This window comes from Acinetobacter sp. Res13-Abat-PEC15-P4-01, from assembly GCF_015676285.1.
GTDB lineage: Bacteria > Pseudomonadota > Gammaproteobacteria > Pseudomonadales > Moraxellaceae > Acinetobacter > Acinetobacter nematophilus.
The window spans coordinates 1-23693 of record NZ_JADAIN010000043.1 but is presented as its reverse complement, the minus strand read 5'-3'; the positions used below and the strand labels follow the sequence as shown (position 1 = coordinate 23693).

The following is a 23693-nucleotide window of genomic DNA, read 5'->3' as shown; positions in this document are numbered from 1 at the left end:
TCAGCAAATAGATTTAAACAAGACTGAAGATATTCATCAATGACTGGCAGATGAACTTAAAAAGTAAATAAAAAAGACTGAATCGCAGCATGATCCAGTCTTTTTATTTTAAATTGCCATGAATGGCAATTCAATTGTTCACTCGGGAGGAGTTAAATCTTATTGACCAGCTTGAGGTGCTGAAGTTGCAGGCGCTTCAGCAGCACTTTCAGTTGCTGGTTGAGCCGTTGGTTGTCCAGCAGCTTGAGCATCTTCAGTAGCAGCTGGTTGCTCTTGAGTTGATACGACAACTTTCTCTGCTTCAGTAGCAGCTGTATCTGTAGCGGCAAAAGTTGAGAAAGCAGTCAAGGCAAGTGTAGTTGCTAAAAGTGTTTTAACGAGTTTCATTTTGGCATCCTTAATTCATAGAATTGATCGTAAAGCGACCTGTGAAAGCAGTCAGTTGTTAAATGCGTTGCAGTTCACAGGGAGTAAAGTCATGCTAAGTGCAGATGAAAAATTGGGCAACCTCAGCAACAAAGCATAACAAGGTCGATTACATATTTAAAACAAATCATTGTATTGTGTTGTTTTTTTGTGATTATTCTACTTTTTTTGCAATGCTAAAATGTATGTAAATATGAAAAAGTGATCAAAAAACATACCGATTGTTTACCGTAATTAACATTGATTATGTGATCTGAATGAATGATTTATTGGACTTTTAGATTGTTTTTGTAAAATTAATTTAAATAATAGATTTTAAATTTGAAACTCTTGGCAAATTTTACGTGATAATGGGAAGAGTCGAGTATAACTGTTCATATGTTTATTTTATTAGGTCGGGTGATATTTTGAAGATTTTTACTGAGAAAGCGGTTAAAACTCACATTATTTCTGGATTTTTAGGGGCAGGAAAAACAACCCTATTACAGCATTTACTGCAACAAAAGCCTGAAGGGGAAATTTGGGCAGTTTTAATGAATGAGTTTGGACATATTGGTATTGATCAACAGCTTTTACCCCAAGACTCCGGCTATGAAGTGAAAGAGTTATTGGGCGGTTGCTTATGTTGTGCTGGTCAACTTCCCATGCAAATTGCATTATCTCGCTTAATTTTTGATAAGCGTCCAGACCGGCTATTTATTGAGCCTACAGGTTTAGGACATCCCGCGCAACTTCTGGAACAATTGATGGAGCCGCAGTGGCAGGCGCAAATAGACATGCGTGCATTAGTAACGGTGATCGATGGTAGCCGTTTACACGATGCTGCATGGGTGAATCAAGAACTCTATCAAGATCAATTAAAAGCTGCCCAATTGGTTGTGGTATCACATGCCGATACCATGTCGGAAATGGATGATTTGGTATTGACCCAATTTAAAAGTGACTATTTTGCTTCTATCCAAACATGGCTATTGGCGAAACAGGGGCATTTGAATATTCAACAATTGGATATACCACATCAAGCAACTCAGCGAAAAGTTGTACCCTTAATCCAAGTCCAAAAAAAATTAAATTCCACAGAACAGCTTCCTGCTGTAAAACAGTTGCCTTATCACTATGTTGAAACTTCGAATGGTTATACTGTGGTCGGTTGGAAATTTTCAAAACGGTGGCAATTCGATTTTTATGAACTTTTAGATGTCTTGTGTGAACAAACAGATTGGTTAAGAATTAAAGCTATTTTCAATACCGATCAAGGTTGGATGGTTTTTAATTTCAATCCTGACCATTTGAATTATAAATCAGGGGAACAAAGTCTGGACAATCGTATTGAGCTTATTACCCTGCATGACCGCGATTGGGAAACGCTTGAAATGGCTTTATTAAACTGTCGGATTGACCCATTAGAAAAAACGCAGTAATCCGTTCAGAAATCTTATAGACTGTGCGCCATATTGAAGAACTTTTTGGAACTTTCATGGCATTAAAAGCAACAATTTATAAGGCTGATCTTAATATTGCCAATATGGATGTACATCAATATGGCGATTATCAGTTGACGATGGCTTTACATCCATCTGAAACAATTGAACGTTTGATGGTTCGTGTACTGGCTTTTGCCCGTTTTGCAGATGAGCAACTAGAGTTTACCAAAGATTTGTTTGAGACAGATGAGCCTGCACTATGGGAAAAAGACCTGACGGGGCAATTGGTCAAATGGATTGAAGTGGGGTTACCTGATGAAGATAAAGTCAAAAAGGCAGCTGCACGATGTAAAGAGGTAGCCGTAGTGGCGTATGGTTCAGCTGTTGCAGAGTGGTATAAGAGAAGTTCCAAGCTAAAAACCTTGTCCAACGTTCAAGTTTGGCAATTGTCTGAAGCAAGTACAACAGCGGTTCAAGCCTTATGCCAACGGACCATGCAATTACAGTTAAACGTAATGGATGGTGAGTGGACACTAATTGGTGATGATGCTCAAGCTGTGATCGAATGGACGCAACTTCAATGATCTCTGGCATAAAATAAATTTAATGAGAAAAAGCAGGCGAATCGCTTGCTTTTTTTTGCCTAAATTTCGTATATCTAGATTGATCAAACCTCAGCAAGTTGACTGACGCATGAACAACGACATTTATCATTTACTTATGGCTTTGGCGATTGGCGCAATCATTGGTGCGGAACGTGAGTATCGCAGTAAGTCAGCTGGTTTAAGAACCATGATCATGGTCAGTCTTGCATCGTGTTTATTCACCATTCTTTCGATTAAAATTGGTGTAGAGAATCCAGATCGCTTAGCTGCCAATATTTTGACAGGATTAGGTTTCTTAGGTGCAGGGGTTATTTTTAAAGATGACAATCGGATTTCTGGAATTACCACAGCGACCACCATATGGATGGTCGCTGCTTTAGGTATGGCGGCTGGTGCTGGCTATGAATATTTAGCATGTATCGGAACAATCTTGGTGCTGATTGTTTTGGTATTTCTGGTATATTTTCAGGATAAAATTGAAGCCATTCACCAATCCCGTAATTATCGAATTTTGTGTGATTATCAGCAAGAAACCTTAGATAAATATGAAACGCTATTTCAAAAATATAATATGAAGATTTTACGTGGGATGCAGAATAAAACAGAAAAGCAGATCATTGGGCGTTGGGTTTTAATCGGATCTGCCCAAAACCATAAGAAATTAACCCATTATTTATTGTTGGATCCCGATATTAAAGAGCTTAGCTTTTAACAAAATTACTCTCTATCAATACTGTATATTGTGGATTTATTCATCCAAAATTCAGCTTAACAGAGTAGTTTGATTTTTATTAAAACACGGGAGTTGACTGATGCGAGATCCTTTTGAACGTATTTGCAGTTTTAATCAGTCACGAGATGCTCAATTTACTGCGATGAAATACACATTGATGACCAGCAGTGCATTCCGCTTTTTTCGGGGCTCATGTCATTTATATTATGAGGATTTAGCTGCTCAACAGACTTGGTCTGATCTGACAACAACATGGATCTGCGGTGATCTACATGTCGAAAATTTTGGTAGTTACCGAAGTCGTCATCAAGTGGTTTATTTTGATTTGAATGATTTTGATGAAGCCATTTTGGCCCATCCAACTTGGGATGTTTCCCGTTTCATCTGCAGTATCTTTTTGGCAGGTAAGGCACTCAATATCACAGATGAGAACTTAAAAATAATTGCAGAGCAATTGTTGGATGAGTATATAAAAGCGCTTGCTTTTGGAAAAGCCTACGCTGTAGAAAAAGAAACTGTAGATGGGATGCTAAAGAAATATATCCAAATGGTGTCCGAACGTGATTTCATCGAGTTTATTGAAACGCACTCAGTTTTAGATAAAAAGACACAGCAACGTTATTTAAAGATAGACCAAAAGAAGTATTTTAAGATTGATTCAAAAAAACGTTATGCAGAATTGATCAGCATGTTTACGACCTATTTAAATCCTCCTGCCCAACAGCCCATCATTCGTTGGCAAGTTTTAGATGTTGCAGTACGTGTTGCAGGAACAGGAAGTATCGGTTTAGATCGCTATGTGTTTTTAGTCTATGATTCTGATAATAAAAACTATATTTTATTTGATGTAAAGCAAGCCCAGACCTCTTCTTTGAGTCTGTCTCCCTTTTTAAAAATAGAACAACCAGAATGGACAGATCAAGCACAACGCATTCAGTTTATTCAAACACTCATGCAGTATGAAACACCTGCCGAATTATCAAGGCTTGATTTCAATGGTCAAGCCTATATTGTCAAAGCCTTACAGCCAGAACAGGATAAAATTGATTTTAAACAGTGTATGGACAAGCCTAAAAAGTTTACAGATGCTTGCTATAACATGGCACGTTTGATTGCCTATGCACAACTTCGTTCAGCAGGGCGTAAAGGTTCATCAAATGCAGACGAATTAATCAATTTTGCACAAGATGCGACACTTTGGAAAACGCAGTTGTTGAAATACACGTATAATTATGCACAACAAGTCGAGCAAGATTATCAAAGCTTCTGTAAAAGTTATGCTGCTGTAATGGCGGACTCAAGCAAAGCTTCCAAATAATCATCTAATCGTGAATAGGAACAATATATGTCAAATGAATTAGAGATCATTGATCTAAAAGTTGGTGAAGGTAAAGAGGCGGTAAAAGGGGCTTTGATTACCACACACTATACCGGTTGGTTGGAAGATGGTACCAAGTTTGATTCATCGATTGATCGTGGCAGCTATTTTGAAACCGTGATTGGAACAGGCCGCGTGATTAAGGGATGGGATCAAGGAATCATGGGCATGAAAGTGGGCGGGAAGCGCAAGTTGATCGTACCTTCACACTTGGCCTATGGCGAGCGTAAAATGGGTAAAATTATTCCAGCAAACTCAAATCTAATTTTTGAAATTGAGCTTTTTGATGTTAAAACACGTGACTAAACGGATGGCATATTTTTGATAAAGCCATATTCGATGGCCAAAAGGAAATAGAGGTCACAGTACCTCTATTTTTATATTGAATTGAAAAGTGATACCGGCGACCGCTTGTTCAGGAGATTGGTAAATAGCACTCCATTTTTTCTTCATATTCCAATGTTATAAAATATAATGGTCAAGGTGTTTAAGTTGGGTGCACACTATGTAATAGTGTGATTTAAAACACAATTTAATTTATTTATTGTTTATAATTTGATCAGGGTTTAACAATCCTCTACAATACTTTTGTTCTAAAAGTGTTTAAATGATGCAAATAAATAATTCTGTTCAGAGTTATTTTTTAAGATTCGTTTCAGTTTTATTCTTTTAAATCATCATTGTAAAACGTCTGTTCTAATTCGTCTTAAAAAAGGATTTTAGTGTTTCTAAAATGAAGTGCTATAGACGGGTTCAGATTAAAAACAATGATGATCGAGTATTTAAATATATGCTAAGCCGTTACTTTTCTTCTTCAGCAATGATATGCGTAACACTATTGTTTTCATCCTTTTATAATAGTGCTATGGCAGAAGTAGACCAAGTTGCTACTGAAACGCCTATTGAGCATGAATTACCTAAAATTGATTTAAATACGCTGACAATTATTGGCTATCATGAAATTACACCCAATCATGATGCAGTCATTCCTGACTATGCTGTGACCACCAAACAATTTGAATTACATTTGGACTGGTTACAGAAAAATGGTTATCACTTTGTCAATGTTGATCAAATTATTAAAGCCAATGAAGGTAAGTTTAAATTACCGACCAAACCTGTCTTATTGACTGTGGATGATGGCTATCAGTCTTTTTATCAATATGGCTTTCCAGTAATTAAACAACGTAAGATTCCAGTTGTATTGGCGGTTGTTGGTTCTTGGCTAGAGCCTAAAGCCAATGAAATGGTTCAGTTTGGCGATGAAAAATTACCGCGCAAAAAACTTTTGTCATGGGATGAGCTTAAAACCATGCAAAAGAGTGGCTATGTTGAAATAGGCAGTCACAGCTATAATTTACATCGTGGTATTTTAGGCAATCCTCAAGGAAATTCTGAGCCAGCTGCGGTAACTCGTGAATATTATCCAAAAACTAAAACCTATGAATCTGACAAAGTCTATGCAGATCGTATTTTCAATGATTTAAAAAAGAACAATAAAGTGTTGCAATCACATGGTTTAAAAGCACCACGGGTGATGGTATGGCCATACGGCCGTTATAATATGGAAACAGTGGCATTGGCAAAAAAAGTCGGTATGCCAATTACCATCAGTTTGGATGACGGTCCTGATCATATTGAAAAATCTTTAGGTCATTTAAACCGTATTCTGGTTGAAGGCAACATGACCACAGATGCTTTGGCTCAAGAAATCCAAAGCCGCCAAATGAATTTTACGGACAATAATCGCCCGCAAAAAGTCATGCATGTTGATCTGGATTATATTTATGATCCAGATGAAGCACAGCAGGAAAAAAATCTAGGACATTTGCTAGATCGTATTCGTGAAATGAATGTGACCACTGTTTTCTTGCAAGCATTTGCGGACCCTGATGCAAATGGTTCTGCTGATATGGTTTATTTCCCGAATCGCTATCTTCCGATGCGTGCAGATTTATTTAACCGTGTTGCCTGGCAAATTCAAACGCGTACTCATGTGAGTCGTTTATATGCTTGGATGCCGTTGTTGGCTTGGGATTTACCGGCATCCAACCCTGCATCGAAAGATGTGGTGGTGACGCAACAAGCCAAAGACAGTGATCATTTAAATATGGGATACCATCGTTTAAGTCCATATTCTCCTGAAGCACGTAAAGTGATCGAAGGTTTATATCAGGATCTGGCAAAGTCGACGACTTTTGATGGGATTTTATTCCATGATGATGCAACATTATCCGATTATGAAGATGCCAGTCCTCAAGCCATTCAGGCCTATCAAAAAATTGGCTTGCCTGCGGATTTGGAAGAAATTCGTAATGATGATGCAAAATTGCAAAAATGGACCGATTTTAAAACCAAAACAATTGACAGTTTTGCAATGGATTTGGCACAGAAAGCTCGTTATTACCAGCCATTTTTACTGACAGCACGTAACCTGTATGCGCAGGTTGCGCTGTCTGCATATTCTGAAAACTGGTATGCACAGTCTCTAGAGCAGTCACTTAAAAACTATGACTTCACTGCAATCATGGCGATGCCTTATATGGAGCAGGCTCCTGATGCAACAAAATTCTATAAGGATTTAGTGCAGCGCGTGAAGAAGCAACCAAACGGAATCAAAAAGACCATTTTTGAGTTGCAGGCAGTCAACTGGCGCAATAATCAGAAAATTCCGACGTCGGAAATTACCCAAACGATTCAGTCCTTGTATCAACAAGGTGTGATGCATGTGGGCTATTATCCAGATGATCCGATTGAAGATCATCCAAATACAGCTGAGATGCGTAAAGTATTTGATTCTAAACCACAACGATTGGTTCCTTAAGGTTTGATATGAGCGCAATCCAGCACCTGTGGCAGTCTTTATTAAATTTTATCTTCTATTATCCATTGTTTATGTCATATCTATGGATGATTGGTGCTTTAATTTTCTATTGGAAAGAGCGTAAAGAGCCTCCATATACTCAACCGGCAGCTTTAGAAGAATATCCTTTAGTTGCAGTGCTTGTTCCTTGTTTTAACGAACAGGATAATGCGGATGAAACGATCAGTCATGCATTGAAATTGAATTATCCCAATTTCGAAGTCATTGCAATCAATGACGGAAGCTCTGACAATACTGCCGAGATTCTCAATGAATTGGCTTTGAAGTATGACAAACTGCGTGTTGTTCATTTGGCAGAGAACCAAGGTAAAGCGATGGCTTTACAAGCAGGAAGTTTGCTGACAGAGGCTGAGTTTTTGATCGGGATCGATGGCGATGCTTTGCTTGATCCTCATGCTGCACAATGGATGATTCGTCATTTCTTGAACAATCCAACTGTTGCCGCTGTTACAGGTAATCCGCGTATCCGTACCCGTTCAACCTTGCTTGGGCGAATCCAAGTGGGTGAGTTTTCTTCGATTGTCGGGATGATTAAACGTGCGCAACGAACTTTTGGGCGCCTGTTTACTGTGTCGGGGGTAATTACTGCTTTTCGTAAAAGTGCAGTGCATGAAGTCGGATACTGGTCACCGAATATGTTGACCGAAGATATTGATGTGACCTGGAAATTGCATCGGGCAGGTTGGGATGTCAAATTTGAACCCAATGCATTGGTGTGGATTTTGATGCCTGAAACCTTTAATGGTTTATGGAAACAACGTTTACGTTGGGCGATGGGTGGTGCGCAAGTTTTAATTAAGAATATAGATGTATTATTCAAACCGAAACTGAATTTTTTATGGCCTTTGATTATTGAGTTGATTCTAACGCTGGTTTGGTCATATTTAATGTTGATTATGGTGATTTTCTGGATATTGCATTTGGTTCTCCCATACGCAGGTTTCCCGGCAATGAGTTCACCCTTATTACCGATGGGGACAGGCATTCTGCTCGGTACGACCTGTTTATTACAGTTTGCAATCAGCAAATGGATGGACAGTCGTTATGAGTCAAGTTTGGCAAAAAACTATTATTGGATGATTTGGTATCCTTTTGTATTTTGGTTGATTACCGTAACGGCAAGTATTGTGGCATTTCCCAAAGTTCTTTTACGTGGTGAGAGTAAACGAGCACGTTGGGTGAGTCCAGACCGTGGAATGCGACAAGATGACTAAGAGGTTGAATGACTTAAGCCAATACAGTGCTTTTGAGATATGAAAATGAAAACAGAATCTTTGATTATCGATGTACGTAAACAATTACCGTGGCATCGCCGTTATTTTTCAACAACAATCACCGCCATGTTATGGGCATTTTGGTTGTTGCTTTGGAGACCTATTGTTATTTTGATTGGCTATCTGTCTCTAGAAAAGCCACAATTGGTACATTACTTTTTTAATGCTTTTGCGAAAGCCTTAGAAAGTGGGTTGTTTGCTTTAATTGCTTGTGCGATTTCATTGTGGTTGTGGAGTAACTTTGTGCCTGCTAAGACAAAGAAAGAAGCAGAAGCAAAGTCTACCCAAGAATATGCGGATTATTTTAACTTGCATGCTGATGCACTGATTCATGCACGTCAGCAAAAAGTAGCAACAGTTCACCATGATGCAGATGGTCGTATTACATACATTGACTAAGGGTTGAGTCAATAAAAGTCCCACATGTTGGGGCTTTTGTTTTCATAGGGAAAAATAGATGTCCGCAAAAATAAATTCGGCAGAAAGCATCCGAGGCTTAGCCTGTTTAGCTGTGGTGTTTTCTCATCTTGCCATGAGTTTTTTTCCATATCTACACCATTTTGATCCTCAGGAAACAACTGATCTCAAGTGGGTATATCATGTCCATCATTTGCCATTTGGATTTTTATATTCGGGCGATGCTGCTGTTTTTGTATTTTTTGTGCTGAGTGGATATGTTTTGAGTTACGCGATTTTAAAGAGTCCTCAACAGTTTCATTCAAAAATAAAAAATATGATGATTAAGCGTTATCCACGTTTAATGATTCCTGCCCTGACATCATGTCTATTGATCTGGTCTGTCTTTAAAATCATTCATATCGACGGCAGTCATGTAGGTGCATGGCTACACGCTTTTACAGTACAAAACTTTAGTTTTACCCATGCACTCTATGAAGGAACGATTGGCGCGTTTTTGTTTTCAGAAAGTGATATCAATTGGGTATTATGGACCATGACCATCGAGTTGATGGGATCTTTTGTCTTATTCTTTTTACTCTATCTCTATCACTATAAAAAAATCGCATTCTGGTTGGCTTCACTCCTGATTCCCTGTCTTGCATTTATGTGGCGTGGACAGGGATTTAGTTTTGGAATATCAAGCTTTATTATCGGAATATATATCTATCTATATGCAAAAACATTACCCAACCCGGTAGCAATCATCATGCTGCTGATCGGTCTATACTTTGCCGGGGCGCATAATACCAGTACGGCCTATGTTGGACTACAGCATATTTTAGGGGAAAAAACGTATGATTATTGCAATTTTATGGCGGGAATCTTGATTGTTTACAGTGTATTGATGAGCCCTCTCTTATCGCGGCATTTAGATCATCCTATTTTGGTTTGGCTCGGAAAATTATCTTTTTCTATCTATTTACTGCATTTGTTGATGTTGTATTTAGTCTGTATTCCTCTGTTTAACTTATTTCTAACTTGGCATTGGAATTATTCGGCATCTGTGCTGGTTTCCGGTCTAAGTGCAATTGGTATGACTTTAATCGCGGCCAATTTTTATAGTCGCTACGTGGATCAATTTGCGATTGATACCAGCAATCGGATTGCCGGTAAAATCTTGAATTCACCAGCAAAACATTGAGATAAAGCTGTAAAGGTTTTTTACAATTGATAATGTATTTAGCTGTTTTTTAACCAGTTAAAGTTTGAATAATATCAGGATTTGAGAAAGTATAGCGACTCTTTATCCGCATGGATCGCTTATATGCGCCTGATCAAATCAATCGTTGTTTCGTTAATGGCAATGAGTATGCAATTTACCCAAGCTGCAACGTTAAATTCGCAACAAGCACTGACTGAAGCCCCACCGATGAGTCTGTTTGAGCTGTGGAATGCTCCGATTGAGCCCTTTGAAATTTTTCATCACATTTATTATGTTGGTACGGACAATCTATCTTCAATTTTATTTGATACAGGGGCAGGCTTGGTTTTGATTGATAGTGGAATTGATCAATCTGCAGTACAGATCAAAAATAGTATTGAAAAACTGGGTTTTAAAATTACAGATGTTAAGTATTTATTGAATAGTCATGCGCGTTTGGATCAAGCAGGTGGTTTTGCCAAATTAAAACAATGGAGCGGGGCAAAACTGATTGCGAGTGCAGACAATGCTGAAATGCTCGCAAATGGCGCCAGAACTGACTTTGCTTTGGGAAATCAATTGCCATTTCCTTCTGTAAAAGCAGACCTGATTTTCAAAGATGGCGAACAGTTGAAACTGGGTAGTCAAGTATTTACTGCACATGCCACCCCAGGTCATTTACCTGGTGCAACCTCTTGGACAACCGAGATTCATTATCATTTTAAAAATTATAAAGTTGTTTATGCCGATAGTTTATTTACGGGAGGATATCATTTATTGAATAACAAAAATTATCCTCAGATCGTTCCAGACATGCGCCAAACATTTCAAACTTTAAATGCGATTCATGCGGATATTTTTTTGGCAAATAAAGCCGATCGATTCAATATGAAACAGAAATTGGTCAGACTGAAAGCAGGCGATCAAAATGCATTTATTGACCCGAATGGGCTACAGAACTATGTTGCAAAAGGTCAAATAGAATTTGAGCAACAATTGCAGGAACAGCAACGCTTAGCACAGTTAAAGACCTTACAATAGTTAATTTAACCTGAGTTCGATGCAACCACATCTTTAACATGTTGAAAGACAATAAAACTGTGCTGATTCTTACTGAGTTTTCACCCAATTTCAGGAGGAGAGCAAAGCTCCATACAGGCAACCCTCTTGCGCAGCGGCATCGCTGTCATCGCAAAACTCGTCAACCACCAGCAGCACATTTAATTGGTCTCAGAAACAATACATTTTAAAAAGCAGTCCTGCCTCAAAGAGTTGCGGATGACGCTTCCGAATATCATGTTTTATCAAGATTTCTATATAGGATTCAGGTTAATTTAAAGCATCCTATTTCGATAGGATGTTGTATGATTTAAATATTGATACAATAATGGCTGAATCCATCATTTCTTTGCTAAGATACGGAAGTAATCATCCTTTATTCTAAAAAATACAGAAAGTCGACATGAAAATACCATCATTCCCATCCTTTTTACTGATGTGTGGTTTAGTGACAACGGCACAAATCCACGCCAAACCTTTTGAACAATTAACTGTGCAAACCAAGCTCTCTAAGGAATGCACCCAAGATGAGAGCGAAATATTTACAACACAAACTTATCAGTTACATTCAGAAAAAGTCGGATTAAAGAGCTATTCATGCCAAACTAAAAAGCAAAATAAAGAACAATATTATTCAGCGTATGGATTACAGTTTAACGGCAAAAAATCCGTCTATTTTGTCGATGATCATGTTGATGCAATTGGTTATGTTGGATTGAAAGCAGAAAAAATCGATGCAGATACGGTTTATTTTGATGGTATGTATGAGCGTGGTGGGGATTTAATAATAGTCTGGGTAGAAGACTTACAACATATTCATCATCTAAAAGTTCATTATATGGCATCAGATGAAGGGGGAGTAAAACTCTATAATCGAAACAATCAAATATACATTCAAAAAATTGATTTAAAAGAACTTGATGGTGATAAGCCGATTTATAAAAATGTAGGAAAACCCATTACTTTAAAGAAGATTCCAAACAAAGGGCTTGAGTTTTCAGGCGGAAACTTAAAGTTATTTCAAACAACAGCCGATTAAACATTTTAAAGAAAGAAATTGTTACGTTTAAAGCTGACCTGATGATTTTGATCGTTATACAATTTAAAAAGTTTATCACTAAAAATAATCAAAATATCTGGCTTTAAACTTGGCAAATAAGTCTGAACGAAGCTGTATTTTATGTTTGAGATGAGTCTATGTTGAAATTAATCATTGTTTTACTCATTTTAATTACACTCTATGTGTTATGGCGTTTGGTTGCCAAACATAAAATCAATGCGGCTTTTGAACAACAACGACAGGAATTATCTAGATTAATCAAAAATCCATCTGAAGAGAATGATTTGCCTGAAAAAACCAAGTTAATTAAGCAAATGATTGATGAAGAGCGTCAAAAGACCAGTACCGTTTTAGCGACTCCGTTAGACGTCCAAGAAGCGCACCCCCCCTCTATAACCGAACTTGAGCGTGTAGAAGAATCGCAAATTACCGATGAAGACCAACGTCTATTTGATGCCGCAGCACAATTATTTTTTGAGCAAGCTTTGCAGACCAAAGATTTTTCTCAAGCGGGGCATATCCAGCATGAGGTATTGAGTAAGATGCCAATGAATACACAAAGTCAAGTGGGTTCATTTGACTTTGGTGAATGGTCTATTTTTTGGAATTATCATGACCAGTCACTTGAATATTATGTCGGACGTTACGGTGTATTCTATGCCCATGTCGATCATCAGGGCATAGAACATAAAGCCGAGTTCAAAGATCGTTATTGATCTTCCAATAAACTGGTCAATTCTTTAAGTCGGTATTGTGTTGTATTGATTTCACAGTCTAAATGTGCAAAACCTGAGGCTAAGCCCATTGCACCATAATATAAGCTTCCAGTAAGTTCAGTGCATTGTGTATTTCGATAGTTGAGCCAAGCTTTTTGTGATTTTTCCAACAATACTTTATTTTGAGCATCGTACTGTTGGTAAACTCGTTGGTAGATTTTATTCATTTCTGCCTTATCTGTTTTAAGCTGCTGTTCCATGCAGCGATAGCTCTACTGTTGATCGCTCTGGCTGCATTTTGCATAAGCGATGCTACAGATACTGGTTGAAAGAAAGATATAAAAAATTAAGCGGGTTAAATATTTCATCGTTTGAATCACTAAAATTATATTGGGCTAAAGACAAGGCAAAATATTTCATAGTTGTTGCAGAATACGTTTTTTGACTTGATCTAAATAGAATATATCCTGATTGAGACGGTACATTAAAATTGCGCCTTCATAATCTGCCACACTTATTTTGGCTGCATTTAGAGCATCTGGTTCATTGAGTTTCTGCTTAAATAATTGATATAAAACATGCTGCCAATCCTGAAAAATCGTGCGAATCTTTTGTAGCACAGCTTTGGATATATCATTGGCTTCTAATGAAAGTATGCCTATGAGACAGCCTTTTATTTCATAACTAAAAAAAAGCACAGCTTTTTCATGTATGGTCTGAAACTGGGTGGAGGCATCAATGACATTAAAATCCTCAAGCTTAAATAAAGAGTGGTTTAGAAATTGATGTGTCTGTTCTAAAACATGCATCAATAAAGCTTCTTTGTTTGGGTAATAATAATAAAAAGCGGCTTTACTCAGTCCGCATGCCTGAGCCAACATGTCCATACTTGTTCCTGCATAACCATGTGCCTTAAATTGTAAAGCACAGATGTTGAGTATTTGTTCAGGAGAGAGTTTTTGAGGACGCATAACTTACCTTGAAGATACTTAGATATATATGGCTCAGCATTTATGGCGAACGTGGTATTAAACTTTCGAAAGTATCTAACATTTTATCCCAAATCTGTTCTGAACCTTTACGAAAATATCCCATATGTCCTATGTGTTGAAGTCCAAACTCGTCTGCTGAAATATTGATAAAATGCATGGGTGCATTTTTGTAATGCTGCATAAAAGCATAGCGAGAATTCGGTAAAGCCCAATCATCGTCCAAAGCTGCGACAGCATAAATGGGTGTTTTGACTTGTGCATATAGGTCATGTAATACCTGTTGTTCAGGATCAGCAAAAAAATAAGTTGGATTTTTACACCATTTACGCCATTGTTGATAGACACCTTTCGGAAGATCGGTTCCCATCTTCAGCTTACTCCAAGGTAAATACCCTGCGATGGCGACCATTGGCGGAAACACGATATTCCAAATTACTTGGACTTTAATTTTTTCTTTCAACGGCATATAGCCATGCCATCCTGCACCTGTACCAAAACAAAACATTGCGGTGACTTTGTCATGATTGGGCGTCAGCCCAAGCGCTTGCCCCCCGTAGGAATGTCCAACTAAAAATAAAGCTGTATCGGCTTTAAAAAAGTACTCAATTGCACCTGCGAGATCCAATTTTCCCCAGTCCAGATAAGACATTTTAAACCCTTTTAGCTGTCGGGGCGCCGACCTGTCTACACCACGGTAATCAAAGCAAAGTACTTGATAGCCTAATTGCGAGGCATATTCAGAGAATCGACGGTAAAATGCCTGTGGAACACCTGTTGCACTGGAAATCAATAAATTGGCTTTAATCGGATGGATGGTTGGCGTGTATAGAGTGCCAACAAGTGTATAACCATCCAAAGCTTGAAATGTAACGGACTGGCATTGAAAACCATTTTTATTCGAGGTCTGCATTTTTGCAAGGTGGTTTAAATTTGGCATCATCTCATCTCTAGAGTAAAAATAGCTTAAATATTGATTCAAACTATTCTTTTTTAATGAATTTTTAAAAGCTTTACTTAAGCAAGGATTTTTGTCACTTCTCATCTCTGAAAAGTGAGGCATCGCCTACACAAAACGATTTAAGCTTTAGATGTGAAGCGTGGCATTGAAAGCTTCATCTCAACAAATAATATATTTATCATATTGATTTTCTTGACCAGGAAACTATGTTTACTGTCGTTTTTTCAAAAGACTGGCTACAGTTTTTGCATTTCTAAATTTTAAAATAGTGATTTATTTTCCCTTGAACTGTGGAGCACGACGTTCAATCATCGCCCTTACGCCTTCTTGTGCATCTTCAGATCGGAGTAGGGGACTAAGCAGATTTTGTAAATTGCCAAATGCAACCTCAGGACTGTGTAAAAAGGCCTGATGGGCTGAATGCAGTGCTGCTTGAACAGCGAGTGGTGCCGCACTGGCAATACGTTCAGCCAGTTCCAATGCACGAATCAGTTGATTGTTGCCTTCAACGACTTCGGTGACCAAATTCATTTCATAGGCGGTCTGTGCATAGAACAAATCACCTGTGAGTACATATTTCATGGCTTTTACCCAACCTGCAGCTTGTATGAAACGTACAGTTGCACCACCGAATGGCAAGATACCACGTTGCACCTCGATCTGCGTAAACTGGGTGTTTTCATTGGCAATGACAAGATCGGCGTTCAACATCAATTCAATCCCTGCGGTATAGCAATAACCTTGTACCGCAATAATCAAGGGTTTGGTTCTTTGACGACCGACAGTTCCCCAAGGATTAACGATATCATCAGTAAAACTAAAAACACCGTCTTCTAATTTGGGTTGTAACTCAACCAAATCTAAACCTGCTGTAAAATGATCCCCATGCGCAAAAATCACTGCGCAGCGAAGTTCAGGATTGTTTTCATATTCTGTGAGTGCAAGTGATAGATCATGAATCATATGGCTATCAAAAGCATTACGCTTATCAACACGATCTAGACCGATCAAGAAAATATGATTACGGATTTCCCGGCTAACTTTTCCTTGTGAATTTGACATGTTATTGTTCTCGCATGGGTTGTCTTATTTGTTTTTAAACGATCGTTAGAAAACTGTCAATTGTTTAAAAATGACGCTATCGTCTAACTTTGTATAACATATTTTTTAAGCATTGAATTGATCAAATTTATTCAAACCACGTCAGCTCAGCTTGTAAACACCATAGTCGTGTGATCAACGCTTTGAACAGTGAAAGATTTTTATATTTTAAAGAAATGCCCATTTATGATAAATAAATGGGCATTGCCTGAAAACTTTTAAAAGGTGATAGGCTACTTTTTGGTTTTCCCTAAAAGCTTTTGGATTGGAAGTTTATCTGTAGCAAAGCCATAAATTGCTGCAAAAGGAAGCGCGGTACGGGCAAGGTAGGCAACACGCCATAAACCACCATGATTCGCACCTTCCATCATCAACTCTAATGGGTGTTCCATGTGTGTTTCCGGATTGGCTATCGAATTTGGATTTTTTAGATCATGAACCCATAATGCCGCCATGATTGAATTGGTGGTTTCTGGGCTAAATGCTTCAACATCGAATAAACTTGCACCATTGAACGCGGCTTTAAGTAATGGATTTTTAGTGACAGAGTGAGTCGTGGTAGAAGGGGCAATGTTGATACTGACATGTTGTCCTTGATGCCGTGCAAGTGTAGCGCGCCACTGCTGAATACGTTTTGCCAAGGCATAGTTCGGACCTTGTTCAACCACTAGACAGTCTGCAATGCCATAAGCTTTTCCGTTTTCAGAATGTATCAAATGTTGATCATTATTTTTAAAAAACTGTTTTAGAGAAAGCATTGAGATACTTTGGCTGAGTATTGTTTCAAATTTTGATCGTTGCTTGAACTTTTCAGTTGAACCTTCAATGACTACCTTGGGTACAGCATAGACGTCAGTTGGTGTACACATATACATCAATGATGAGTCCGTCTTTTGTTCACTGACATGACTCATGATACTGTCCATTGCGATTGAGACACGCACATGCTTTTCACCATCAAGATATGCAATAGAAGCCAAGTCCAACTTATGCGGATTTTCACATAACCACTGTGTAATTTCTGGAATTTGAGTCAGTAAATTTGCGCCAAGCTTTGTTTTGAGTTCGTTCAGATCGTTACTGTCATTGATTTGTTGTAAGCTGGGTGCATATAGGGTGGCGTTACCATTTTGAATAATATCAAGAATTTTCCCCCAAACACGCTCATTGGGTAAATCGACTGCCACAATATTGGCTTTCCATTGAGCTAACCATGTTAAAGGACCTGCCTCAGAGGCGGCGCCAAATAAAACCAGAGTACGGTCTGACAAATCAAACCATTCCGGATGCGCAATGACTTCTCTTAATGCATCTGCATGACTGGCTTCAATAATGCCTGTTTCTTGCCATGTCTGGATTTGCTTGACTAAGGCTTCACCAGCAAGTTTTTGCCCATGATAAGGAACAAACCATTCAGGTTGTGCTTTTGACTGTCCCTTAATCGTGATGGTTTGGATCTTGTCCAAGAGGGGAACGGACATCACATCTTTTAAAGCATAGCGTTGTCCATCTCTAAAAAAGTCAAAACTATGTTGTGCTTTATGCAAGCCTTGTCGAGCGATAGTGATGGCGTTGTGTGCGGATTGAATGCCGTTTTCTACCAATGCTTTAAAATAAATGGGATAATTTTTGCGCCAGTTTTTTTCATCCAACACCTTTTGTGCATTGATATTGTCAACCAATGACAAAGCCTCAGCAATAATTTCTTTGCCTGCTTGTGAGCTACTGCTTTTTTGGGTTTCGGGATGAACCGTGAATTGTAAACCATCATTTGAACTGGACATGCAAAATATCTCGTTTTACTTCATCATTAATATACAGATGTATACATTATCCATGCCAAATTCAGGAATCGGATGGCATAATCTGACAAAATGTAGCTCAATTGGTTGTCCGATTGTAATGTCAAATCTGAGCCTATAGGTTGATCGAATGTGATCAACAAACAGATTATCTATAAGGCATTGAGTTAAAGAATGCTCATCTTTAGTCTGAAATCAATGGATTGTGACGGATGCTATAGTTAAACAGCCTGATTCTTCATATAAGTGCTTTGGTTTGAATCATTCATATCCAATGAAATTCATGGTTTTATATAAATTTTCAGGCAATTTATATGCAAAGAGATAAATTTTTATTTCGAATTTTGAATATCTTATGTTTTTACATCTTTTTAATTTAATTCCGACAATTTTAGTTGATTTTTAGTTATTCAGCCTCATCTTCAGTTAAAATACCGACTTCAGCTTGAGGATAGAGTTATGTCGACTGAGAACACCAATACTGCAGTTGCAGAAGAAATTCCAAATTTATTGATTACTCCAAATGCGCAGGAGTATTTAAAAGAGCTTTTGGATAAGCAGAATACTCCAGGAATTGGCGTTCGTGTATTTGTTGAAAATCCAGGTACTCCACGTGCTGAATGTTGTATGGCATATAGTGCGCCTGATGAAGTTACTCCAACAGACTACAAACAGGATTACGCAGATTTTCCGGCATTTATTGATACGCCTTCTATTCCTTATCTTAAAGATGCTGTGATTGATTACAATAAAGATCGCTTTGGTGGTCAATTGACCTTCCGTGCACCAAACTCTAAAGTGCCACGTGTTGGTCCAGATGCATCTATTGAAGAAAGAATCACCTACATTCTTCAGGCCGAGATTAATCCTGGGCTTGCAGGTCATGGCGGTAACTGTGCTTTGGTTGAAGTTGTCGAAGATGAAGAACATGGTTTGACAGCAGTGTTAAAATTTGGGGGGGGCTGCCAAGGTTGTTCAGCAATTGATGTCACACTGAAACAAGGCGTTGAAACCACATTGAAACAGCATATTCCTGAATTAGGTCGGGTGGTGGACCAAACTGATCACAGTCAAACCGAAGGTGCTTATTTCAAATAATCAGCTCCATTTACAGATTGATGTGATTCGAAATGATTTCAAAACCTCCGATTTTGTCGGAGGTTTTTTTTATGGGAAAACTTTATTGCTTAACTATTTTTATATTTTTTTTGTTGATGGATAATCTTAAATAAAGCTTAAAAAATAGATGAAAAGAACAAAAAATAATCAAACGGATAATAAAAATGAGAATAATTCTTAATATTGTTTATAATACTGTGGTGCATATATTACACATTGTATCTCAATCTCCATTTTCTATTCATTCTTAGCCTCTTTGGAATACCTTATGTCGACTCACCGTATCATCCAATCTGCGTTATCTCTCTCCATTGTTACCTTTATGATGGGCACTGCATATGCAGCTAACTCACAACAAACTTCAAATAAGGCACAAAATCAGTCAACGGAAGCGGCAAAACTTGAAACGATAGTGGTCACCGCAAGTGGTTTTGAACAAGAAGTAAAACAAGCTGCTGCATCTATCTCAGTCTTAAGCCAGGAAGATATTAATAAAAAAGCATATCGAGATATCACAGATGCATTAAAAGATGTGCCGGGCGTTGTGGTCACAGGTGGAGGAAGTTCAAGTGATATTAGTATTCGTGGGATGGGAAGTGCTTATACGGTTATCCTGATTGATGGTAAAAAAGTAAATACGCGTTCAGTTCGACCGAATAGTGATAACTCAGGTATTGAGCAAGGGTGGATGCCGAGTATTGAAAGTATTGAACGCATTGAGGTCATTCGTGGTCCAATGTCGGGTCTATACGGTTCCGATGCGATGGGAGGTGTCATCAACATTATTACCAAAAAGGTTGCAGATACATGGACCAGTTCAGTTAAATTAGATACAACGCTTCAAGAAAATAGGGATTCCGGGGATATTCATCAGGCAAACCTATATGTTTCTGGACCTTTGATCCGTAATTTATTGGGATTGAAAGCCAATGGAACATTCTCGCAACGCAATGAAGATGAAATTATCGGTGGATATAATAAACAACGTATACGTGCAGGTGGTGCAACACTGAGTTTGACACCAAACGCTGAACATACCATTGATTTAGAGTATCAACGATCTATCCAGAATCGTGATCAGACTGTCGGTAAAACCATTGCCAATGTGCCAGGACGAAATGGCAAGCTTCCGACTGATTCATATACGGATTATTACCGCACCGAATATAGTTTGACTCATCGTGGTGAAATTGGTGATTTAAAAACCCATTCTTATATTCAGCGTGAAGAAAACGACAATCCTTCACGTCGCATGGAAGCCATCAATACAACCTTTAATACCTTAAACCAAATCAATTTGGGTTCTCATGCTTTGAGTTTTGGAGGAAGTTATTTAAAAGAAGAGCTTGAAGATTTTGGAAACCAATTGAGTGTGGGTGGAACAAAATTAACAAATTTAGACCGTTATAGTTGGGCGCTGTTCGCTGAGGATGCATGGAATATTATAGATCCATTCACTGTCACTGCATCATTACGCTACGATAAAGATGAAAAATTCGGTGATCATTTCAGTCCGAAAGTATATGGTGTATGGACACTGAATGATAACTGGATTATCAAAGGTGGTGTGTCTACCGGCTATAAAACACCAGCATTACGTGCCACTGTCGCAGGATGGGGGCAAGCAACAGGTGGTGGTCAGTCGAATGGCATGATTGTGGGTAACCCAGACTTAAAACCAGAAACCAGTGTAAACTATGAAGCATCAATCAATTGGGACAATAATGATAATTTAGATGCAGGCTTCACGGTATTCAGTAGTGAATTCAAAGATAAAATTACCGAAATCCGTACTTGCCAAGGCGACTCTGGAAGTATGAATTGTCCTTGGCTGGGGCAAAATTTTGACTTTGTCAGTCAACGGATAAATGTCGATAAAGCAAATATGCGAGGTATTGAAGCAACTTTTGCCTGGACAATGACCCCAGATGTTCGATGGGCAACGAACTATACTTTTACCGATACTGAACAGAAGAGTGGGGCATTTAAAGGTAAACCATTAAATGAAATGCCTAAACATATGTTCAATACCACTATAGATTGGCAAACCAATGATCAAGTGGGGATGTGGAGTCGCTTAAACGTCAGAAGTAAAACGTCTGACTATTTAAGCCGTACATCGATGAATAATGGTAAACCTGCTTATGCAATGGTGGATGTCGGATTAAACTATAAACCTTCGAATGTATTGCAGTTCAATGCAGGAATTTATAATTTATTTGATAAAACGATCGATACTGCAACTTATAATTATGTATTGGATGGTCGCCGTTACAATCTAGGTTTAATTTATAAATTCTAATATCTCATGAGATTGAGCGAAAAGAAGGCGCTTTAAGCGCCTTTTTCTAGTTTTAAAATATTTAAAGTCTCATCGGAATAGTAGAACTGCTCTAAATAGATCCGTGCACGATTTTTTAAATGCGTCGATGAAATCATCTTTTGGATCACCGGTTCGAGTAAAGCCTGTAATTCATGTTGAATCAATGCTTCATTGATATTGATGTCTGACAAAATTAAATCAAACGAACGCTCTTGGTTTCGGACATACCAAGTCAATATGCCATCATGAACTTGTTTCTTTAAATAGTCAGTTTGGCGAATATGTTCCCAAATCTCATGTCCCATACCGACTGTTTTAGTTAAGTCATTAACCTCTACATACTGACGAAGTACACCAATCGGTACTTTTTTAATCTTATGCCAGAGATTGGCTTGAAAATGATAAAGCTTGTTGTCATCAAACTGTTGATTAATTACTTGTTCACTGAGTTGGCTGATTTTGATGATATTTTTTTGCAAATAATGCTTAACAGTATCATCTAAATTCGTATCCGTGACAGACTCTAAGACGGATTTACCCATCTTCATAAAACGCCCGACACCGGGAACTTTTTTATTCATGACTGAATTATCAATATAGTCTTGAATAGAATGATGAATCAACTGAGTCAGCATACTCGAAAACGCAGGGTTGTTGACAATACGTTTAATCAACGCTTGGCGATGACCTGATTTGCTCGCAACATATTGGGCGATTTTATCAATTGTAGTCACAGGGATAATATCTTCAATCAAGGTTTCGTCATTGCTTGGATGAATCAAAGCAAAACGGATATGTTCAGTAATCTGTTCAATCAGGAAATCACTCGCCGTTGTCGCTAAAACCTGCTTATATAATAAGTCGTTGATCTGCGGGAATGACCAGATTTCTTTTAAAGGCTGTTTTCTAAACCAATGATAAAACGCTGTAAATTCAGATTTTATGGTCTCAGGTTGAGAAAAAGTCTGATCTAAAAATACCAACTGAGCGTCGATCAATTGTTCAATGAGCGGATGTTTCATTTTTTGAACTCGATTTGTGTATGTTTAGGCTCAGACAATGGATTTTGCAGGGGTTGTACTTTATTTAAAAAACTTAAATAGTGGTCTGCAACCCGTTCTGGCGCTTCCAATAATGGCATATGACCAACACGAGCTAAAATTACTGGTGTTTCAGGTCGTTTTAATACGGATTTTAATTCATTGGCAACATCAGCGTTGACGATCTGATCTTGCTGACCCCATAAAATTAATGTAGGTGCTTCAATATTTTTTAGCATGGTGGTGAATGTTGCAGGGGTATACAATCGATTGAGGGCATCAATTTGATTGATGATTTTTGCTGTATCCTGTGATTTTGCAATAAATAGTTTTTCTTGTTCTTCCTTAATGACACTGGCGGTAAATGGTGGATTGAACATAACTTTTTTCATGACAAAATCCAGATCACCTTTCTGAGTGATCAGCAACTGTTTCAGGTAGATTGGATTTTTTAAGTAATTGGTATTGGTTGATTTAAAAATACCTCCAGTACTCATCAGGAATAAGCTTTTGGTGTCAAAAGGATATTGAGATGCGTAGAACATGGCGATAGTTCCGCCCAATGAATGACCTGCAATATTCAGGTTATCTTGAATGTGTGCTGCTTCAATAAAGCGTCGAAGCTGTTCCGTAACATTGGGAACGGATAAATCAAAATTTGCTGGAACCTGTGTACTGCCGGCAGATGGTAAATCAGGGATAACCACATGATAGAAAGGAGTTAATGAACGTGCAATGTCGTTCCAAGTGTCTCGGCTACTGGCAAGACCATGAATCAATAAAACAGTCGGTTTATCTTTGGCTCCACCTTCGCTGTACGACCAGACCACATCACCCACACGCAATGTTTTAGAACTTAGTCCTGCCCAAGCACGTTCTTCTTGTACGATTTTTAAATAGTCAACATATTCTGCAGTATTCGAAGCTGCATGAGTCGGGCTTGCCAAAGCAAAGGTCCCGACAGCTGTCAAACCTAATAACATGTTATTCAAAAAACGAAGAATTTTCTTAAGGGGCAGATCGAACATGCATGGAGTTCCTAACAAAAGACTTGGCATTATATAAAGTAAAAATATTATTCATGATCATAATTTTTTCAGCATTTGCTCATAGAGTTATATTTGTCATTTTTTTGCCAAAAGAATAGACAATAAATGAGCGAATTAAATAACTATTTTGCAATATGGTTTAATAATTTA

The 23693-nt window shown here is 38.1% G+C and carries 23 protein-coding genes; 15 read left to right on the top strand and 8 right to left on the bottom strand.

Going from position 1 to position 23693, the window contains the following annotated elements; translation table 11 throughout:
* Window positions 1-159 precede the first annotated feature (159 nt).
* A complete protein-coding gene (locus tag IMO47_RS15795) occupies window positions 160-387 on the bottom strand; it encodes a hypothetical protein (protein ID WP_196074888.1) in 228 nt (75 codons plus the stop codon).
* Window position 388: 1 nt separating this feature from the next.
* Between IMO47_RS15795 and IMO47_RS15790 the strand changes: the two genes are divergently transcribed.
* The 13 genes from IMO47_RS15790 (at window position 389) to IMO47_RS15730 (ending at window position 13159) form a co-directional block, all read left to right on the top strand.
* Window positions 389-526, top strand: coding sequence for a hypothetical protein (locus IMO47_RS15790; RefSeq protein ID WP_196074889.1), 138 nt, complete (start codon window positions 389-391; stop codon window positions 524-526).
* A gap of 307 nt (window positions 527-833) precedes the next feature.
* Complete coding sequence (locus tag IMO47_RS15785) at window positions 834-1847, top strand: GTP-binding protein (RefSeq protein ID WP_196074890.1); 1014 nt, start codon at window positions 834-836, stop codon at window positions 1845-1847.
* A 56-nt stretch (window positions 1848-1903) separates the two neighbouring features.
* A complete protein-coding gene (locus IMO47_RS15780; RefSeq protein WP_196074891.1) occupies window positions 1904-2434 on the top strand; it encodes a YaeQ family protein in 531 nt (176 codons plus the stop codon).
* 109 nt (window positions 2435-2543) lie between these two features.
* Window positions 2544-3167: an MgtC/SapB family protein gene (locus IMO47_RS15775; RefSeq protein WP_196074892.1), complete on the top strand. Its 624-nt coding sequence runs from the start codon at window positions 2544-2546 to the stop codon at window positions 3165-3167.
* 100 nt (window positions 3168-3267) lie between these two features.
* Window positions 3268-4506, top strand: coding sequence for a DUF2252 family protein (locus IMO47_RS15770; protein ID WP_196074893.1), 1239 nt, complete (start codon window positions 3268-3270; stop codon window positions 4504-4506).
* Between the two features lie 27 nt (window positions 4507-4533).
* Window positions 4534-4872: an FKBP-type peptidyl-prolyl cis-trans isomerase gene (locus IMO47_RS15765; protein WP_196074894.1), complete on the top strand. Its 339-nt coding sequence runs from the start codon at window positions 4534-4536 to the stop codon at window positions 4870-4872.
* A gap of 559 nt (window positions 4873-5431) precedes the next feature.
* Window positions 5432-7390 carry a poly-beta-1,6-N-acetyl-D-glucosamine N-deacetylase PgaB gene (gene pgaB, locus IMO47_RS15760; protein WP_227552286.1) on the top strand — a complete coding sequence of 653 codons (1959 nt, stop codon included), beginning with the start codon at window positions 5432-5434 and terminating at the stop codon, window positions 7388-7390.
* 8 nt (window positions 7391-7398) lie between these two features.
* Complete coding sequence (pgaC, locus tag IMO47_RS15755) at window positions 7399-8664, top strand: poly-beta-1,6-N-acetyl-D-glucosamine synthase (RefSeq protein WP_196077685.1); 1266 nt, start codon at window positions 7399-7401, stop codon at window positions 8662-8664.
* 45 nt (window positions 8665-8709) lie between these two features.
* Window positions 8710-9123: a poly-beta-1,6-N-acetyl-D-glucosamine biosynthesis protein PgaD gene (pgaD, locus tag IMO47_RS15750; protein WP_196077684.1), complete on the top strand. Its 414-nt coding sequence runs from the start codon at window positions 8710-8712 to the stop codon at window positions 9121-9123.
* A 58-nt stretch (window positions 9124-9181) separates the two neighbouring features.
* Window positions 9182-10324 (top strand): acyltransferase, encoded by a 1143-nt coding sequence (locus tag IMO47_RS15745; protein ID WP_196077683.1) that lies wholly within the window; start codon window positions 9182-9184, stop codon window positions 10322-10324.
* Between the two features lie 123 nt (window positions 10325-10447).
* Window positions 10448-11365, top strand: coding sequence for an HARLDQ motif MBL-fold protein (locus tag IMO47_RS15740; protein WP_196077682.1), 918 nt, complete (start codon window positions 10448-10450; stop codon window positions 11363-11365).
* Between the two features lie 421 nt (window positions 11366-11786).
* Window positions 11787-12422 (top strand): hypothetical protein, encoded by a 636-nt coding sequence (locus IMO47_RS15735; protein WP_196077681.1) that lies wholly within the window; start codon window positions 11787-11789, stop codon window positions 12420-12422.
* Window positions 12423-12580: 158 nt separating this feature from the next.
* Entirely contained in the window at window positions 12581-13159 is a 579-nt protein-coding gene (locus tag IMO47_RS15730) for a hypothetical protein (protein ID WP_196077680.1), read from the top strand.
* Here IMO47_RS15730 and IMO47_RS15725 read toward each other — a convergent pair.
* From IMO47_RS15725 to IMO47_RS15705, 5 genes are all read right to left on the bottom strand, one after another.
* A complete protein-coding gene (locus tag IMO47_RS15725; RefSeq protein WP_227552287.1) occupies window positions 13153-13419 on the bottom strand; it encodes a lysozyme inhibitor LprI family protein in 267 nt (88 codons plus the stop codon). The two genes, IMO47_RS15730 and IMO47_RS15725, sit on opposite strands and share 7 nt — an antisense overlap.
* A 156-nt stretch (window positions 13420-13575) precedes the next feature.
* Entirely contained in the window at window positions 13576-14130 is a 555-nt protein-coding gene (locus tag IMO47_RS15720) for a TetR/AcrR family transcriptional regulator (RefSeq protein WP_196077679.1), read from the bottom strand.
* A 40-nt stretch (window positions 14131-14170) separates the two neighbouring features.
* Complete coding sequence (locus IMO47_RS15715; RefSeq protein ID WP_196077686.1) at window positions 14171-15088, bottom strand: alpha/beta fold hydrolase; 918 nt, start codon at window positions 15086-15088, stop codon at window positions 14171-14173.
* Window positions 15089-15382: 294 nt separating this feature from the next.
* On the bottom strand, window positions 15383-16171 hold the full coding sequence (locus IMO47_RS15710; RefSeq protein ID WP_196077678.1) for a crotonase/enoyl-CoA hydratase family protein: 789 nt from the start codon (window positions 16169-16171) through the stop codon (window positions 15383-15385).
* A 272-nt stretch (window positions 16172-16443) separates the two neighbouring features.
* Entirely contained in the window at window positions 16444-17994 is a 1551-nt protein-coding gene (locus tag IMO47_RS15705; RefSeq protein WP_196077677.1) for a hypothetical protein, read from the bottom strand.
* Between the two features lie 477 nt (window positions 17995-18471).
* On the opposite strand from IMO47_RS15705, the gene nfuA reads away from it, so the two are divergent.
* Together nfuA and IMO47_RS15695 are read left to right on the top strand one after the other, a co-directional pair.
* Complete coding sequence (gene nfuA / locus IMO47_RS15700) at window positions 18472-19110, top strand: Fe-S biogenesis protein NfuA (protein WP_196077676.1); 639 nt, start codon at window positions 18472-18474, stop codon at window positions 19108-19110.
* 289 nt (window positions 19111-19399) lie between these two features.
* Complete coding sequence (locus tag IMO47_RS15695) at window positions 19400-21433, top strand: ligand-gated channel protein (RefSeq protein ID WP_196077675.1); 2034 nt, start codon at window positions 19400-19402, stop codon at window positions 21431-21433.
* Between the two features lie 32 nt (window positions 21434-21465).
* Here the strand turns inward: IMO47_RS15695 and IMO47_RS15690 are convergent, their stop codons facing one another.
* Together IMO47_RS15690 and IMO47_RS15685 are read right to left on the bottom strand one after the other, a co-directional pair.
* A complete protein-coding gene (locus IMO47_RS15690; RefSeq protein WP_196077674.1) occupies window positions 21466-22476 on the bottom strand; it encodes a hypothetical protein in 1011 nt (336 codons plus the stop codon).
* Window positions 22473-23522 carry an alpha/beta hydrolase gene (locus tag IMO47_RS15685; protein WP_196077673.1) on the bottom strand — a complete coding sequence of 350 codons (1050 nt, stop codon included), beginning with the start codon at window positions 23520-23522 and terminating at the stop codon, window positions 22473-22475. The genes IMO47_RS15690 and IMO47_RS15685 overlap by 4 nt, the downstream gene beginning before the upstream one ends.
* Window positions 23523-23693 lie beyond the last annotated feature (171 nt).

What these genes read in the sequence shown, in the direction of transcription:
- IMO47_RS15690 (WP_196077674.1), bottom strand. Translation starts at nt 22,476, where the DNA reads ATGAAACATCCGCTCATTGAACAATTGATCGACGCTCAGTTGGTATTT.
- IMO47_RS15730 (WP_196077680.1), top strand. Translation starts at nt 12,581, where the DNA reads ATGTTGAAATTAATCATTGTTTTACTCATTTTAATTACACTCTATGTG.
- IMO47_RS15715 (WP_196077686.1), bottom strand. Translation starts at nt 15,088, where the DNA reads ATGCCAAATTTAAACCACCTTGCAAAAATGCAGACCTCGAATAAAAAT.
- IMO47_RS15725 (WP_227552287.1), bottom strand. Translation starts at nt 13,419, where the DNA reads ATGGAACAGCAGCTTAAAACAGATAAGGCAGAAATGAATAAAATCTAC.
- IMO47_RS15770 (WP_196074893.1), top strand. Translation starts at nt 3,268, where the DNA reads ATGCGAGATCCTTTTGAACGTATTTGCAGTTTTAATCAGTCACGAGAT.
- pgaD (WP_196077684.1), top strand. Translation starts at nt 8,710, where the DNA reads ATGAAAACAGAATCTTTGATTATCGATGTACGTAAACAATTACCGTGG.
- IMO47_RS15685 (WP_196077673.1), bottom strand. Translation starts at nt 23,522, where the DNA reads ATGTTCGATCTGCCCCTTAAGAAAATTCTTCGTTTTTTGAATAACATG.
- pgaB (WP_227552286.1), top strand. Translation starts at nt 5,432, where the DNA reads ATGGCAGAAGTAGACCAAGTTGCTACTGAAACGCCTATTGAGCATGAA.
- IMO47_RS15705 (WP_196077677.1), bottom strand. Translation starts at nt 17,994, where the DNA reads ATGTCCAGTTCAAATGATGGTTTACAATTCACGGTTCATCCCGAAACC.
- IMO47_RS15740 (WP_196077682.1), top strand. Translation starts at nt 10,448, where the DNA reads ATGCGCCTGATCAAATCAATCGTTGTTTCGTTAATGGCAATGAGTATG.
- pgaC (WP_196077685.1), top strand. Translation starts at nt 7,399, where the DNA reads ATGAGCGCAATCCAGCACCTGTGGCAGTCTTTATTAAATTTTATCTTC.
- IMO47_RS15780 (WP_196074891.1), top strand. Translation starts at nt 1,904, where the DNA reads ATGGCATTAAAAGCAACAATTTATAAGGCTGATCTTAATATTGCCAAT.
- IMO47_RS15710 (WP_196077678.1), bottom strand. Translation starts at nt 16,171, where the DNA reads ATGTCAAATTCACAAGGAAAAGTTAGCCGGGAAATCCGTAATCATATT.
- IMO47_RS15795 (WP_196074888.1), bottom strand. Translation starts at nt 387, where the DNA reads ATGAAACTCGTTAAAACACTTTTAGCAACTACACTTGCCTTGACTGCT.
- IMO47_RS15695 (WP_196077675.1), top strand. Translation starts at nt 19,400, where the DNA reads ATGTCGACTCACCGTATCATCCAATCTGCGTTATCTCTCTCCATTGTT.
- nfuA (WP_196077676.1), top strand. Translation starts at nt 18,472, where the DNA reads ATGTCGACTGAGAACACCAATACTGCAGTTGCAGAAGAAATTCCAAAT.
- IMO47_RS15735 (WP_196077681.1), top strand. Translation starts at nt 11,787, where the DNA reads ATGAAAATACCATCATTCCCATCCTTTTTACTGATGTGTGGTTTAGTG.
- IMO47_RS15765 (WP_196074894.1), top strand. Translation starts at nt 4,534, where the DNA reads ATGTCAAATGAATTAGAGATCATTGATCTAAAAGTTGGTGAAGGTAAA.
- IMO47_RS15775 (WP_196074892.1), top strand. Translation starts at nt 2,544, where the DNA reads ATGAACAACGACATTTATCATTTACTTATGGCTTTGGCGATTGGCGCA.
- IMO47_RS15720 (WP_196077679.1), bottom strand. Translation starts at nt 14,130, where the DNA reads ATGCGTCCTCAAAAACTCTCTCCTGAACAAATACTCAACATCTGTGCT.
- IMO47_RS15745 (WP_196077683.1), top strand. Translation starts at nt 9,182, where the DNA reads ATGTCCGCAAAAATAAATTCGGCAGAAAGCATCCGAGGCTTAGCCTGT.